Genomic DNA, 15012 nt, shown 5'->3' with positions numbered 1-15012 from the left:
CATAATTTCTCTATAAATCATGGGCTTGTCCGCAAGTCTCCATACGCACAATGCTATAATACGCGGTTAATTCCCATCTTTATTGCAAAAGGTTTTCTGTGCTTTCTACCGCAAATATCACCATGCAGTTCGGCCCCAAGCCGCTGTTTGAAAATATCTCTGTCAAATTTGGCGAAGGTAACCGCTATGGCCTGATTGGTGCCAATGGCTGCGGCAAATCCACCTTCATGAAGATTCTTGGCGGCGACCTTGAGCAATCTTCAGGCACGGTCATGCTGGATCAGAATGAACGCTTGGGTAAATTGCGCCAGGATCAGTTTGCTTTTGAAGACATGCGCGTGCTGGACGTGGTCATGATGGGCCACCTGGAAATGTGGGCAGCCATGTCAGAACGGGATGCGATTTATGCTAATCCTGAAGCGACTGATGACGACTACATGAAAGCTGCAGACCTGGAAGCCAAGTTTGCTGAATATGATGGCTACACTGCCGAGGCACGTGCCGGTGAATTATTGCTGGGTGTTGGCATACCAACGGATCAACACCAAGGTGTCATGAGCGCGGTTGCGCCAGGCTGGAAACTGCGCGTCTTGCTGGCGCAGGCCTTGTTCTCCAACCCAGATATTTTGTTGCTCGATGAGCCGACGAATAACCTGGACATCAATACCATCCGCTGGCTGGAAGATATTCTCAACGAGCGCAATTCCACCATGATCATCATTTCCCATGATCGGCATTTCTTGAATCAGGTATGTACTCACATGGCCGATATGGATTATGGCACGCTGAAAGTGTATCCAGGTAATTACGATGACTACATGCTTGCATCGTCACAGGCACGTGCGCAGCAAATGGCGAACAATGCCAAAGCCAAGGAGAAAGTCGCTGAGTTGCAAGACTTTGTTCGCCGCTTCTCTGCCAATAAATCCAAGGCGCGTCAGGCAACTTCACGTGCCAAGCAGATTGATAAAATCAAGATCGAAGATTTCAAACCATCCAGCCGTCAAAATCCTTTCGTGCGTTTCGATGGCGAAAAGAAATTGCATCGTTTGGCTGTAGAAGTCCAATCTCTGAGCAAAGCTTACGACAAGCCATTGTTCAAGAATGTCGATCTGATGGTCGAAGCCGGCGAAAGAATCGCGATTATTGGCGCGAATGGTATCGGTAAAACCACTTTGTTGCGCTGCATAGGTGGCGATGATATCGCAGGGATGCATGCAGATTATGGCACGGTCAAATGGGCAGAAAATGCCAATGTAGGCTACATGCCGCAAGATCCTACTGAAGAATTTGCATCTGATAAAAACTTGACTGACTGGATAGGTCAGTGGACGCAAGAGGGTGATGATGACCAGGCTGTGCGCTCCATTCTCGGTCGCTTGCTGTTTGGTGGTGATGACGTCAAAAAATCAGTCAAGGTTTTGTCTGGCGGTGAAAAAGGCCGCATGATGTATGGCAAGCTGATGCTGGGTCGCCATAATGTCTTGTTGATGGATGAGCCAACCAATCATATGGATATGGAATCCATTGAGTCGCTGAATATCGCACTGGAAAAATATGCAGGCACCCTGATTTTTGTTTCACATGACCGTGAATTTGTTTCGTCCTTGGCGACACGTGTATTGGAAATCAAGGAAAATAAAATCATTGATTTCCAGGGTACCTATGAAGAATACCTGAGTAGCCAGGGTATTGAATAAAATACTGTCGGTTAAAGAAAAAGCCAGGGTGACCTGGCTTTTTCTTTGCATGTGCAAAGAACCTGCAAATAAATTTGTTGGTTGTTTGCTAGGTGTATACAGTTGCCCAGTCAGGCTTTACTCGACTAAGTTTTGCCAAGTAATAAATCAAGTCTGTCACTCAGGCTGCGTGCCATTTCTGGCCCCTTGGCTTTTTGCACGGCTTCAACGTAGGCTTGCCGAAGAGCGCGAAAATCATCAATATTTCCTGCACGTTCCACTTTGAGTTGTAGTCCATAACCACGCAAGCCTATGGCACTCTTGATAGTTTCATTGTAGAAGTTGTACAGCGCCTGAAAGCGTTCTGCATCCGTCATTGTCGGTGTTGCAGGTTCTGGTGTTACTGCAGCAATTGCGGTGTTTTCAGCAATGCTCACAGGCGTTTGCGCCCCTGGTGTGTCGGGGGTTGCGTCAGTTTGGATCCTGATTTCAATGATGAATTCCTGCTCCAGAAGTTCTTGCAGATTTTGCTCTGTCAAACCCAGGGCTGTCACTTTTTTCATGATCTCAGCGGCAGCTTGTTTGCCGTCTATCATGACCAGTAAAGTACGCAATCTGGATGCCAGTTGATACTTTCTGGTAGTAATTTCTTCTCGACCTTTTTCGGTTTTGTCGTAGACGCTTGCATTCATATCCAGCTACGGCCTTTGCTTGTCTCAATATGTCAGAAATTGTTTCTGCATTCTTTTGAGGATACATCAATTCAGCCTGACTGCCAACGAAATGCGGGCGCAAGCCTGTTTTTATCCTTGCCTGGACGCGTTGCGGATGAGTTTTACAGGCTTTAATTCGGAAGATGTAGAGCAGGTGTCATTTGACGACGATGAGCAGTTGCTGCAGCCACCGCCACATCCTGCCGTCTGCCCGCTTGCTTTGGTAAGCAAGGGGGCAAGTGCAGGGACGCGGCCGGCGCTGAATTTCCTGATTTTTTCCTTGGTTGCAGCAGGCATCCATTTCAATAATAGATAAGCTGATGCCAAGGTCAGCAGCAGAACTGCGATCAGGTTTTGCATGTCTTATCTCCCCAGAAAATAGCTGGAAATATGGTATGTCAGGAAAGAAGCGCAATAGGCCAGAGCAAATAAATAGACAGCCATAATGACTGGGTAGCGCCATGTATTGGTCTCGCGTTTGACGACGCTTAAGGTCGCTACACATTGTGGTGCAAAAACATACCATGCCAATAATGACAGGGCGGTTGGTATGCTCCAGGAATGAGCAATCAGCGGCTCCAATGCGGTATTCAGTTCATCACCTGTTTGTGATAGCGCGTATACTGTTCCAAGAGCTGCGACTGCAACTTCGCGTGCGGCTAACCCAGGTACCAGGGCAATGCAGATCTGCCAGTTAAAACCTATGGGGGCAAATACCACTTCCAGCATGCGGCCCATGTAACCAGCGAGGCTGTAATAAATCGGCGGTTGAGTTGCATTTTCAGGCGCACCAGGAAAACTGCTCAGGAACCACAGTAGTATCATCAGAGCCAGAATAATGGTGCCCACTCGACTGATGAAAATCTTGATTCTTTCCCACAAGCCCAAAAGCAGGTTACGTATATTTGGCCAGCGGTAGTCGGGCAGCTCCAGCATTAAAGCCTGTTGATGTACTTCGCTTCCCCATTTCTTTTTGAAGAAATAAGCTACCAGCATGGCTGATACTATGCCGCCCAGATACAGCAGGAACAAGACCAGTCCCTGCAAATTCAGTATGCCAAATACGGTTTGATCGGGTATAAACGCAGCAATGATGAGCGCGTACACTGGCAAGCGCGCGGAGCAGGTCATCAAGGGTGCAATCATGATCGTCACCAGGCGGTCGCGCGGGTTTTGTATGGTTCTGGTTGCCATGATTCCTGGAATGGCGCAGGCAAAACTCGACAGCAATGGGATAAATGCGCGGCCAGAAAGCCCGACTTTACCCATGACTCTGTCCAGCAAAAAAGCGGCGCGAGGCAAATAACCCGAATCCTCCATGACAAGGATGAAGAAGAACAAGATCACGATTTGCGGCAAAAACACCAGCACACTACCCGCGCCACCAATCACGCCGCTCACCAGCAGTCCTTGTAAAATTCCTGGCGACATTGATGATTCCACCAAGGCACCGGTAGCTTCAATCGTAGACTTGATCAAGTCCATCGGGGCTTGTGCCCAGGCAAACACCGCCTGGAACACCAGGAACATCAGGGAAGTGAAGATAATCGGGCCGATAGCTGGATGTAAAATCCAGCTATCCAAGCGATAGCTCAAACTGGCAGCGTGGTTGCTTGCTGCATCAGGATGCTGGGTAACACAGGCTTCGAGTACGGCGTTGGCTTGTTGTTGTAAACTCTCGGGACTCTGTTGGGAAAGCGCGTGAACTGTGAGATTGCCATTTGGTTGCAGCCTCTGTGCCAATACTTCCAGTTCAGTCAAGAGCGCATCGACCCCTTTGGGATCAACAGCTATTGTCTCGACGACTGGGATACTCAGGGCACCGCTCAGTGCAGCAATGTCGATATGGATATTGCGCTTTTTAGCAATATCCATCATGTTCACTGCCAGAATCAACGGCTGGCCCAGCGCCAATAATTCAAATACTACCCGCAGACCGCGTTTTAAATTGGTGGCATCGACCACGCAAACCACGGCATCAGGCATGCTTTCATTTGTGCGCTGACCAGTGACGACTTCTTGGGTAATTTTCTCATCGGGAGTGATGGCATGCAGGCTGTAGGTTCCTGGCAAATCCAGCACTTGCCATTGGCGCCCTGTATCTGAACGAAACTTGCCTTCTTTTCGTTCAATCGTGACACCTGCATAATTTGCTACTTTTTGCCGCGCACCTGTCAATCGATTGAAGAGTGCAGTTTTTCCGCAGTTAGGGTTACCGACAAGAGCAATGAGCGGAGAAAACAATTCTTTCACTATGTTCCTATTTTTTCTGAGTGAGTAATACTAAAGGGTGCAACGCCGACAGCAACCCCTATCAGGGCTGCCTCAAAATTTCGCAATGCAAAGGTCGACTGTCCAATCCGGACTGCCAGTGGTTCACCACCAAAATAACCTTTATGCAATATCTTCACCGATTCGCCTTTGACAAAGCCTAGTTCTTTCAAACGACGGGTAATATTGAATAGGCTGTCGTCCTTCGTATCACCTTGTTCTTGCACATCTTCAATGACACCAGAGTCACCGACTTTCATCAGATTCAATGTGGTAGAAGTTGCTTGCTGTAATGGCAAACTGCTCATTGTTAAATTCCCGTGGCAAGAAAAACATGTAACTCTAAATGATAATGAGAATATATATCAATACCGATTATGTTTCAATCGCAATAAGCTGCTGGGACGGTCTGCCTTGCGCTTGCTCATATTTAAATTGAATTACTTTAGGTGAAAATTTATTCTTCTATTACATTTTTGACGACAAATTGCATGGTGCTAGTATAGGGAGGCGCTTGCTTAACGAGCCAATTACCCTTTGAGATGAGCAGCAATTCAGTAGAATTCAATTGTGGATGTTTGCAGGAGAGGACGTTGCACGACGTTTGTATGAGGACGCATGCTTGCTTTGACTGAAGAACTGACTTGCAGGTAATGGGGGCATAGAGTAAGGAATCTCCCGCCCACTTCCACTACCGCTATCGCCGAGCATTCGTATTGAATAAGGCGGTGATGTTGTGTTTGCCTGCCTATGATTCCCTTGTAAAATCCATGACCCAATTGGTTTCCCATGTGACGCCACCATCAACTGAGAAAGCCTGCTCCCAGCGCGGTTGATCTGCGCTTGGAATACTCCATAAAAAACGCACTCGTATTGTGTGACCAGCAAATGTATCGTCAGCATAAAACTCACCAATACAATTCGTAAACCGACCCTGCATAGGCACATCCAGATGCGTAGGATAGCGGCCATCTAGCCACCATATAGACCATATACCTTTATCAGCGTCAAATGCACGCACAGTGGCAGCACGGTAGGCTCCATCTGGCATGTCAAGGAGGTTGTCATCCATATTGCCCGCGCCGCCCAGGATTTTGACGACCGAGGTATTGCCTCTAAACTCCAGCCATTCATGGCAATTGGCGAGTCGCTCCTTTAAGCGACGATGCTTCACCTGCCAGTTACCGATAAAAAAATCAAAATCGCCGATGCCAGAAACCTGGGTGGACTTGTTTGTTGAATTCATGTTTTCTCCTTGGTAGATATGCTCCGGTTGAGCCAATGACTCTAAGGATAATGAATATATAGGGCATAATATATCCTATTAAATGAGTAAACTTGGCCTATGCCTCAAAGCTATCATCCAACCACACGTGTACTGGCTTTGCTGGAGCTCTTGCAAAACCATGGGCAAGTTAGTGGCGGCGACCTAGCGCAGATGCTGGATATCGACCGGCGCAGTCTGCGTCGCTACATCGTCACACTAGAAGAAATGGGCATACCCATCATGACTCTGAGGGGGCGTCACGGCGGTTATTCCATCATGCCGGGTTTTAAATTACCTCCCATGATGTTTAATGAAGAAGAGGGATTTGCTATCTCCATTGCACTATCGGCCGCTCGCCAGATGAAGCTGTTGGATGTCGCTTCATCAATAGAGAGTGCAAGGGCAAAACTGCAAAGAATCTTGCCTGAGCAAATCAGGCAAAGACTGGCGACTTCAGATGCAGCGGTAGAGCTCAATCTTCAGTCAGCAACAACCCCAGCGAACAGGGAGGTATTAGCGAGGCTGAGTCATGCTGTCGTACATAAGCAATCCATCCATGTTCGATATCGCGGTGCAAATGAAGTGGAAAGCGAAAGATCGGTCGATGTTTACGGTCTGGCCTTTCATGCCGCATTCTGGTATTTCGTCGGCTTTTGCCATTTACGACGAGATATACGTAGCTTCAGGCTGGACAGACTACTGCATATCGAATTGCTGAGCCGCCATTTTGGTACTCCTGCCAATTTCAGCGTGCTCAGTTATTTGCGTAGTGCTGTCGCGACGATTCCACGAACCTATAGTGTGGAAGTTTTGTTGAAAACAGATATGAATAGCGCGCGCAAGCATCTGTCTGATGCCATTGCAGTGCTGGAGCATGCTGTTGAAGGAGTATTGCTATACAACCAGTCAGAAGATTTAAGCTGGTTTGCAAGACAGCTGGCTTCCTTGCCTTTTGATTTCGAAATTCGAAAGCCTGCGCAATTGCAGGAAGAGATCAGGAAATTGGCGAATCATTTATTAACTTGCTGTTAGTCAAAAAATCTAGTATGAACGCTACGCACAATATAATTTCCTCTTTAAATGAAGAAATTATTCTTATAAAGACTTGTTATTTGCAGAAAGCTATGCCACCATAGCATGGTGAAAAATAAAAAAATTTCAAAGTAACAAATATATGAATACTCGGAACACTTATCATTCGCTGAATCAAACAAGCTTTAGCCTCGCGGCGCAGGCAGGGCGTTTGCTGGGCAAGGGGATGGAGACAAATGAAGTAGATGATCTGACTGATGCCGCCGCGGATAGTTTTTTTGCCGAGACTATTTCTGCGCCCTTGATGAACAGTAAGGTCGCTCCAGACTTTTGCGACCAGAATGGCGGCTGGGAGCTGGCATTTCACATGACGATCATGATGGACATTCGGGGTGCTAACCCTTGAAATCAGAAAAGCAGACAAGAAGCTGCTTACTGAATCGAGAGCTGAAAAGCCCGGATGCCATTAAAGCTCCGGGCTTTTTGCCTTTTATGGTTTTTAAAATTCCTGCTTTGACAGGTGCTTTTTAAAAACCCAGTAGTAAAACCCGCCGATTGGCGGTCGTGCCGGAAAACGCCGGATAACACGGGATTCTTTAACAGTTCGGGAAGATGTATTGATAGGCCTTGCCAAGGCATGTTCGTAGCATGTCGCGGCAAGGGATATACTGTGAATATTTTGTGATATTTGCAACATGTTAAAAATGACTTGAGATCAGGTCATTTTTAACATGCTGGTGCGCTTCATTTTGCGATGAGGCCTATACTTTCGAACATGGATAACTCATTAATCGAGAAAAATATCCATGGCAGGTCGAAGTATGTAATTTGTCATCCTATAAAAACAAGAAAAATAGAAAATTATGTTTATGATTTATTGGTCCATCTCAAATGATGGACAAGAGCAGGCATGCGCCAGAGAGTTTGCCAATGACCGCATGGTGGATGCATTGCAGTTCACCGAATCTTTGCGTGCAGAGCAGCGTCAGGGTGCAGCTATTCGCCATATCACCATGTCTTGTGAAAACCCGGATTCAGTCGGCCATGCAGGTGTTGCTGATGCTGGGCCTGAATATTCATGGAAAAAACGTCGTTAAACGGCGATAGACGTTTAGTCGTGAAAATTAAAACAATCATGCCTTACAGCATCAGCAATTCCTGTCTACAATGAAGAGTAGATTGCCGTAGTTTTTAGTCGCATGTCGATGTCATGTGCAGCGAGTTTTATCAGTCCGTCTTCCCAAATTGGAAAAACATCCCATACAAACAGGTGATGTATGCAACAAATATTGGTTTTGGATATAGCTGGAGTGCCGTATGACTGGATAAGTCAGAACGACGCTGCGACTCATTACGCTGCTAAAAAAGTGGCATGGGATATTGGTGATCAGGTCTTCATGCTGCGCGGTGGCTATAACAAGGATGGTGAACAATCCAGGATTTTCATCAAACCTATTATCTCTATACGTAATAGTGAACGCATGTCAAAAAACAGCCGTCACCACATCCCTTTGGGCGATGGTAACAGGCTGCTGTATGCCAGGGACAGGCATATCTGTGCATATTGCGGTGAGACCTTCCCTTATCAGGAGCTCTCACGTGATCATATTTTGCCAACCTCACGCGGTGGAAAAGATGTCTGGGAAAATTGTGTGACTGCCTGCAAAGATTGTAATCATGCAAAAGGCGACAAATTCGTGCATGACTTCAAGCCTTTGATCTATGTACCTTATGCACCTTGCCGTTTCGAGCACTTCATTTTAAGTGGCAGGAATGTGATTGCTGACCAGTTAGAGTATCTGTCTGCAAAATTACCCAGACATAGTCGCTTGCTGTAGTGAGCCAAGCATGGATCTTGCCGTATTGATGGATTCATGTCTTCCATGTCTAAATTCGAAGAATGCAGTTTGACTGCATTCTTTCAACTTATGTATTTCGTGGTAACTGCCTGCCCAAGTCTTTGCTTGACCAGGCTTAGTAGCAACGTGAAATGGATTCTGCCACACAGACTGGCTTATCTTGGCCCTCACGTTCTATCGTGACCTCCCAGGTGAATTGGGCGCCATCCTTGATATCTTCGATTTCCAGTAATTTCAAACCTGCGCGCAGCTTGCTACCAACAGGAACAGGGGAGGGGAAGCGAACCTTGTTGAGACCATAGTTCACGCCCATTTTGACGTAAGTGAGTTTGATGGCATTAGCAACCAGCATGGGTAACAAGGATAAAGTCAAAAAACCATGCGCAATCGGCCCGCCAAATGGGGATTCAAGTTTGGCTCTTTCTACATCAATATGTATCCACTGGTGATCACCTGTGGCATCAGCAAAAGTGTTCACCCTTTCTTGACTGATTTCTACCCATTCAGAGTGGGCAACTTCCTTACCTATCAAGTCTTTTAATTCTGCAAGGCTATTGAATTCTCTCATTTTGTCTCCTCGTTTTTTAACCTGGACGGCGGCCAAACATTCCCATGCCAGCAATCGTGCAAACCAGCTTGCCTTCCTGGTTATAAGCTTTCCACAGGGTATTGATGACACCCCGGTCTGGTTTTGAGGCCGAGGGTTTGCTACCCGTGGTCTCGGCTGTAACACTCAGAATATCACCAGGGCGCACTGGCAGTATCCAGCGAATCTCATCAACGCCAGGTGAGCCCATGCTGCTTGAATTGGCCAGGAATCCATCTACCACCATGCGCATGATCATGCCGCAGGTATGCCAGCCGCTGGCGATCACGCCGCCAAAGATGGAGTGACTTGCTACTTCTTTATCGACATGAAAAGATTGCGGGTCGAATTGCTTTGCAAAGCTGATGATTTCTTCTTCCGTTACTATACGCTGTCCCAGTTCTATGACTGTGCCGGGAACAAAGTCTTCGAAATACCAGCGATCTGTTTTGATGCTCATAGTGTTTCCTCGTTGTTTACTTATTGTTTTAAAAGGCAAAAAAAATCCCGAACACAGTCGGGATTTTTCTACAGCAATCAGGCTGCGCTTTTAAAGCCGGGTTGTGCCACAAATCTGGCCAGGTGATGATCGGTGTCACCCAGTGTCAGCTCTATCGTGGTCAGTCGCTTGAACATGTGCGCCACCGGCAGTTCATTGGTGACACCCATGCCACCATGCAATTGCACGGCTTGCTGGCCTATGTATTTGGCGGCCTGGCCTACCCTGGCCTTGGCGGCAGATACTGTACGGCGGCGTTCTTCTACATCATCAGAGGCTATCTTGACTGCAGCCAGTGTCGCCATCGAACGGGCTTGTTCCATTTCCATGAACATTTCTGCCATGCGATGTTGCAAGACCTGGAACTTGCCGATAGGCACGCCAAATTGCTGACGGGTTTTCAGATAATCAAGGGTGGCTGCCGTAATTGCTTCCATTATGCCTATGGATTCTGCGCACAGCAGGGTAACGCCATAGTCGGCCACCGCATCCAGCAATTCCCAGCCGCCATCCACTGTACTTAGCAGTGCATCCTGGCTGACTTGCACATTGCTGAACGTAATATCAGCAGCACGATAACCATCGATGGTACGGTAATCGTGACGGCTGATACCTTCTGCATTGGCATCGACGATAAACAGGCTGATGCCATTTGTATCGCGCTGCGCTCCACTGCTACGTGTTGAGACGATCAGTTTATCTGCCTGGGCACCGTGCAGCACCACAGTCTTGCTGCCATTGATGGCAAAACCGTCGGCAGTTTTACTGGAAGTGGTGGCAATGTCAAACAGGTCATAGCGTGATTGTCTTTCGCCCAGTGCATTTGCCAGCTTGGCTTCGCCACCAGCGATTTGCTCAAGTACATCCACGTGTTTGCCGGATTTTTTCAAAAACTCTGCACCCATGACAGTGGCAAAGTAGGGTTCGATAACAATACCGCGGCCCAGTTCCTGCATGATGACCAGCATGTCGATGGCCGAACCATTAAAGCCACCCTGTTCTTCAGGAATGGGTAGGGCTAGTGCCCCCAGATCTGTCAGGCCAGCCCACGCTTTTGCAGATACACCTTCGGCCGATTCTATGATCTGCTTACGCTGTTCAAAGCCGTAGTCTTTTTCTACCCAGCGACGCAAGGCATCAGCAAACTGTGTTTGTTCTTGTGTTAAGTTAAAATCCATTTTGCTCTCCTCACAGACCCAGGATCATCTGGGTGATGATATTTTTCTGAATTTCGTTAGAGCCACCATAAATGGAAGTCTTGCGGAAATTGAAGTAATACGGTGCCAGCGGTGCAGCATCATCGTCGCCGACTATGCTATGTTCAGTCTCACCTTCGAGGAAGGCAGGATCAAACGGCAGTCCATAGGGGCCGACTGCTTCCACCATCAACTCCGTAAGCCTTTGCTGGATTTCTGTCCCCTTGATCTTGAGCAGGGATGCTTCTGGGCCAGGACGGCCACTGTCTTGCGAAATGACGCGCAGTACAGTGATTTCCAGTGCCATCAATTCCACTTCCAGACTGGCAACCTTGCTGGCATAAACGGCATCGTCAATCAGTGGCAGGCCATTCTTTTGATGTTTGGCAGCTATGCGTTTAAGGAATTGCAATTCGCGTTTGGCACGTCCAACGGCAGCGATATTCGTACGCTCATGGCCAAGCAAGTATTTGGCATAAGTCCAGCCCTTGTTTTCTTCACCTATCAAATTCTCTACTGGGACTTTGACATTGTCGAAGAATACTTCATTCACTTCATGATCTTCATCCAGCATGATGATGGGGCGTACGGTAATGCCCGGCGTTTTCATGTCTATCAGCAGGAAGGAAATGCCTTCTTGCTTGCGCACACCAGTGTCGGTACGCACCAGACAGAAAATCATGTCTGCATGCTGGGCGAGGGTGGTCCAGGTTTTCTGACCGTTGACGATGTAGTGGTCGCCTTCGCGCTCGGCGCGGGTCTTCAGGGATGCAAGGTCAGAGCCTGAACCTGGTTCTGAGTAACCCTGGCACCACCAGTCTTCGCAGCTCAATATGCGCGGCAGGTAATAGTCTTTTTGTGTCTGGTTGCCAAAGGCCATGATGACGGGGGCCACCATATTCACGCCAAAGGGCAGGATTGCGGGTGTGCCAGCCCGGGCACATTCTTCTTCAAAGATATGGCGCTGGGTTGCTGTCCAGCCTGTGCCACCATATTCTGCTGGCCAGCCTGTGGCTACCCAACCCTGTTTGGCCAATATCTTGTGCCAGCGAACAAAGTCTTCTCTGGACAGGCGTTTATGATTCAATACTTTTTGCTGCAGGTCTTGTGGAAGATTGGCTTCCAGGTAGGTGCGTACCTCGTCCCGGAAGGCAAGGTCTTCTGCCGTATAGTTCAAATCCATGTTGTCTCCTGTTTATAATGGTCGCAGCAGGCAAATAAAGAAAAAAGCACGACCGTTCAAAACCAATTGTACAACGGATTTTCGCAATTGTGCCAAGCAAAATTGGCAGGTGGCGTTTGAGTAGTAAAAACTTGTTACAGATGATGGGCTATGGGCGTTTGCATGGACAAGAAGGCAATGCCATGCATTTCTACTACTTCGTCTTTAGCCTGAAAACCAAAGCGCTCATATACAGGGATAGCATTCAAGGAAGAATTGACAGTGAAACTGCCTGCATGCCCTTGTGCGGCAGCATATTGACGGGCGTGCTGCCATAGGGTGCTTGCCAGTTTTTGCCTCTGAAATGATGGATTGACGAACAGGTGAAACAGATGACGAAGGTCGCGCATAGCGATGAACCCAGCCAGCGTTTCACCGTGCCATGCAAGAATGAAATGATAGCGTGAATCAGTGAGATAAGAAAATTCTGCAGATTCTGATACTGATTGCAGAAATAAATCTGCACCGCTCCCATCTGGATTGACCCAAAAATCCGGAGCAAACTGGGAGATCAATTGGCTAATGGCTAGTGCGTCAGTAGTCAAACCATCTCTGAAGTGAAAATCAGAGTCTGTTTCAGAGATGGTTTGTTCGCTGTTATGTGCTCGGCTGCCTGTTGTCGTCATCTATCACCACCAAACCAAACAAATTTCGACGCTTAGTGAAAGTGAGTTGCACCCGGTGTCGGCGCATCATCTGGCATTTCGGTATGAACCAGGTCGCTATCCCTGTCTGCAAATAGTGGTGTGCCGCAGTCATCGCAGAATTCCATGGCAAAAATTTCTTCCAGTTGAATAATGTCCGTGACACCGCATTCTTGCAAAATGCCTGGGATTTCGCCTGCAAGCTGCTCGTTTTCATCCAGATTGACCGCTATGATCTGGTCCTCTGCCTGGTACAGCGGCCAGACTACACCATAGATAACTTCAGGCGCGTCGCGCAGGCAAAAGCTGATGCGGTATTCGTCGATTTGCCCTGGATTTTCCTGCTCGCCAAAAGACGCAATGATGACAGTGAACTGGTCGGCTTCTTTGCCCAATGTCTGGGCCAGATAGAACATGGCAGAGCGTATGGTTGCAGGGCGTATCTTGATATCTGCTTCACGGCAGGCCGTGTAATAGGCTTCTGGTAATAAAATTTCTATGCCACATCCAGGTAACAAACGTTTAATGGTCGCGTCTGTCTGTAACTGCCATTGCAACAAGGCATCACTTTTGGCTTGTGCGCAATCGTAGGGCGCATCTATGGTTTGCCACTGGAAGAGTGGGGCATCTTTTTTGACTACCAGAACTCCGAGTACATAACGTATATCAGCCAAAAAAGGAATAGTAGGTGCGCGCTCGGCTTCTGTTGGTGCGGGCGCATTTTTTAACAAAGCCAGACTATGACGTTCAAGCAAGGCATAGGTTTCTACATGGCTGCGCGGTAATTGATCTATCGAGTACAAACCCGGCAGTAAGCGCAGCCTTGCTTCATCCGCCAGCAAATGGGCATTCAATTGCGTGTGCAATGTACTCAGTGCTTCGGCAGGTACACTGCCCGAGGCAATTTCAAAACGCGTCCAAGCCAGTATGGGGGCAGCAATCAGCAAGCTGGTATAAGACTGTCCATCATGTTCAAACTGGGTGCAGGTACTGACTGACTCCAGTGTTTCGGTCAGTACTTCATAGCCATTTGGATGCGTCTGGAACAGATGCTCAGTTGCTGACTCCAGCATATCCTGATGGTGTTGTCTTAGGCTCTTCGTTACCAGTGCGTCCAGTTTGGCTTGCCAGTCCAGGTCTTCCACACGGCTGGCCGATTGTGCAACAGCAAGCGCAAGATTAGCGACGCGCTGGCTTTCAGCGGCGAGTTTGAGGCGATTTCTTTTTATAGGGCGACGCATACTGAAATAGTGTTGAGGGGGTGAAGCCCATTGTAACGGTAATTGGCTTTACCCCCGGTGAATGAGTTTATTTCTTTGCGTACTGTGTTTTTCCAAACAAAACTTCTCTTGCCTTGTCATTGTCGAGAGGTTTGCGCAAGTCTGCCAATACTTGCACGCCACGTTGTACAGCAGGACGTTGGCTGATGGCATCAAACCAGCGCTTGGCGTTAGGGAATTCTACCCAGTCTACACCTTGATTTGTAAATGAGCGTGTCCACGGGAAAGTGGCGATGTCAGCGATACCATATTCCTCACCTGCCAGATAAGTGGTTTTTTCCAACTGTTTATCAATAACACCGTAGATGCGTTTCGTTTCGTTGGTATAGCGGTCAACGGCATATTCAATCTTTTCGGGAGCATACATGCGGAAATGATGGGCCTGACCCAGCATAGGGCCAACACTGCCCATCTGGAACATCAGCCATTGCAGTGCTTCATATTTTTCCCTGTCGGTTTTTCCAAGAAATAAGCCAGTTTTGCCTGCAAGATAAATCAGGATCGCACCAGATTCAAACAGGGCGATAGGTTTGCCATCGGGGCCGTCGGCATCGACGATGGCAGGTATCTTGTTATTTGGTGATATCGCCAGAAAATCAGCTTTGAATTGGTCGCCAGCGCCAATATCAACTGGAATGACGCGGTAAGGCAAGCCGCATTCTTCCAGCATGATGTGTACTTTGTGTCCGTTTGGTGTCGGCCAGGAATAAACGTCTATCATTGCTTCCCTCTTTAGTGGGTTGATGAAAACAGCAAGTATCCAT

The 15012-nt window shown here is 47.9% G+C and carries 17 protein-coding genes; 5 read left to right on the top strand and 12 right to left on the bottom strand.

The features are described 5' to 3' along the window. Positions 1–98: 98 nt before the first annotated feature. On the top strand, positions 99–1700 hold the full coding sequence (locus tag Q8K39_RS10925; RefSeq protein WP_305260097.1) for an ABC-F family ATPase: 1602 nt from the start codon (positions 99–101) through the stop codon (positions 1698–1700). A gap of 125 nt (positions 1701–1825) precedes the next feature. Here Q8K39_RS10925 and Q8K39_RS10920 read toward each other — a convergent pair whose 3' ends face one another. The 5 genes from Q8K39_RS10920 to Q8K39_RS10900 form a co-directional block, all read right to left on the bottom strand. Next, positions 1826–2371: a hypothetical protein gene (locus Q8K39_RS10920; protein ID WP_305260095.1), complete on the bottom strand. Its 546-nt coding sequence runs from the start codon at positions 2369–2371 to the stop codon at positions 1826–1828. A 111-nt stretch (positions 2372–2482) separates the two neighbouring features. After that, positions 2483–2752, bottom strand: coding sequence for a hypothetical protein (locus tag Q8K39_RS10915; RefSeq protein ID WP_305260094.1), 270 nt, complete (start codon positions 2750–2752; stop codon positions 2483–2485). Between the two features lie 3 nt (positions 2753–2755). Continuing rightward, entirely contained in the window at positions 2756–4645 is a 1890-nt protein-coding gene (locus tag Q8K39_RS10910) for a ferrous iron transporter B (RefSeq protein ID WP_305260093.1), read from the bottom strand. Continuing rightward, on the bottom strand, positions 4645–4971 hold the full coding sequence (locus Q8K39_RS10905; RefSeq protein WP_305260091.1) for a FeoA family protein: 327 nt from the start codon (positions 4969–4971) through the stop codon (positions 4645–4647). The genes Q8K39_RS10910 and Q8K39_RS10905 overlap by 1 nt, the downstream gene beginning before the upstream one ends. Positions 4972–5411: 440 nt before the next feature. Beyond that, a complete protein-coding gene (locus tag Q8K39_RS10900) occupies positions 5412–5909 on the bottom strand; it encodes a DUF1579 domain-containing protein (protein ID WP_186951322.1) in 498 nt (165 codons plus the stop codon). Positions 5910–6008: 99 nt separating this feature from the next. Here Q8K39_RS10900 and Q8K39_RS10895 point away from each other — a divergent pair, with 99 nt between their 5' ends. From Q8K39_RS10895 to Q8K39_RS10880, 4 genes are all read left to right on the top strand, one after another. After that, on the top strand, positions 6009–6962 hold the full coding sequence (locus tag Q8K39_RS10895; RefSeq protein ID WP_305260088.1) for a YafY family protein: 954 nt from the start codon (positions 6009–6011) through the stop codon (positions 6960–6962). Between the two features lie 142 nt (positions 6963–7104). After that, positions 7105–7368 carry a hypothetical protein gene (locus tag Q8K39_RS10890; RefSeq protein WP_305260086.1) on the top strand — a complete coding sequence of 88 codons (264 nt, stop codon included), beginning with the start codon at positions 7105–7107 and terminating at the stop codon, positions 7366–7368. Positions 7369–7825: 457 nt separating this feature from the next. Continuing rightward, positions 7826–8059: a hypothetical protein gene (locus tag Q8K39_RS10885; RefSeq protein ID WP_305260084.1), complete on the top strand. Its 234-nt coding sequence runs from the start codon at positions 7826–7828 to the stop codon at positions 8057–8059. A 180-nt stretch (positions 8060–8239) separates the two neighbouring features. After that, a complete protein-coding gene (locus tag Q8K39_RS10880) occupies positions 8240–8800 on the top strand; it encodes an HNH endonuclease (RefSeq protein ID WP_186951326.1) in 561 nt (186 codons plus the stop codon). Between the two features lie 136 nt (positions 8801–8936). Here the strand turns inward: Q8K39_RS10880 and Q8K39_RS10875 are convergent, their stop codons facing one another. The 7 genes from Q8K39_RS10875 to Q8K39_RS10845 form a co-directional block, all read right to left on the bottom strand. Continuing rightward, entirely contained in the window at positions 8937–9389 is a 453-nt protein-coding gene (locus Q8K39_RS10875) for a MaoC family dehydratase (protein WP_305260082.1), read from the bottom strand. A gap of 16 nt (positions 9390–9405) precedes the next feature. Continuing rightward, the gene (locus Q8K39_RS10870) at positions 9406–9867 is read right to left on the bottom strand and encodes a MaoC family dehydratase (protein ID WP_305260080.1); all 462 of its coding nucleotides are present in this window, start codon (positions 9865–9867) and stop codon (positions 9406–9408) included. A 77-nt stretch (positions 9868–9944) separates the two neighbouring features. Then, positions 9945–11084: an acyl-CoA dehydrogenase family protein gene (locus Q8K39_RS10865; RefSeq protein WP_305260079.1), complete on the bottom strand. Its 1140-nt coding sequence runs from the start codon at positions 11082–11084 to the stop codon at positions 9945–9947. 10 nt (positions 11085–11094) lie between these two features. After that, on the bottom strand, positions 11095–12285 hold the full coding sequence (locus tag Q8K39_RS10860) for an acyl-CoA dehydrogenase family protein (RefSeq protein WP_186951330.1): 1191 nt from the start codon (positions 12283–12285) through the stop codon (positions 11095–11097). A gap of 134 nt (positions 12286–12419) precedes the next feature. After that, positions 12420–12950: a GNAT family N-acetyltransferase gene (locus Q8K39_RS10855; protein ID WP_305260077.1), complete on the bottom strand. Its 531-nt coding sequence runs from the start codon at positions 12948–12950 to the stop codon at positions 12420–12422. 32 nt (positions 12951–12982) lie between these two features. After that, the gene (locus tag Q8K39_RS10850; protein ID WP_305260076.1) at positions 12983–14209 is read right to left on the bottom strand and encodes a DUF2863 family protein; all 1227 of its coding nucleotides are present in this window, start codon (positions 14207–14209) and stop codon (positions 12983–12985) included. Between the two features lie 67 nt (positions 14210–14276). Next, on the bottom strand, positions 14277–14969 hold the full coding sequence (locus Q8K39_RS10845; protein WP_305260075.1) for a glutathione binding-like protein: 693 nt from the start codon (positions 14967–14969) through the stop codon (positions 14277–14279). Between the last annotated feature and the right edge of the window lie 43 nt (positions 14970–15012).

The organism is Undibacterium sp., from assembly GCF_030683615.1.
Lineage (GTDB): Bacteria > Pseudomonadota > Gammaproteobacteria > Burkholderiales > Burkholderiaceae_D > Undibacterium > Undibacterium umbellatum.
This window is presented reverse-complemented; position numbering and strand designations above follow the sequence as displayed.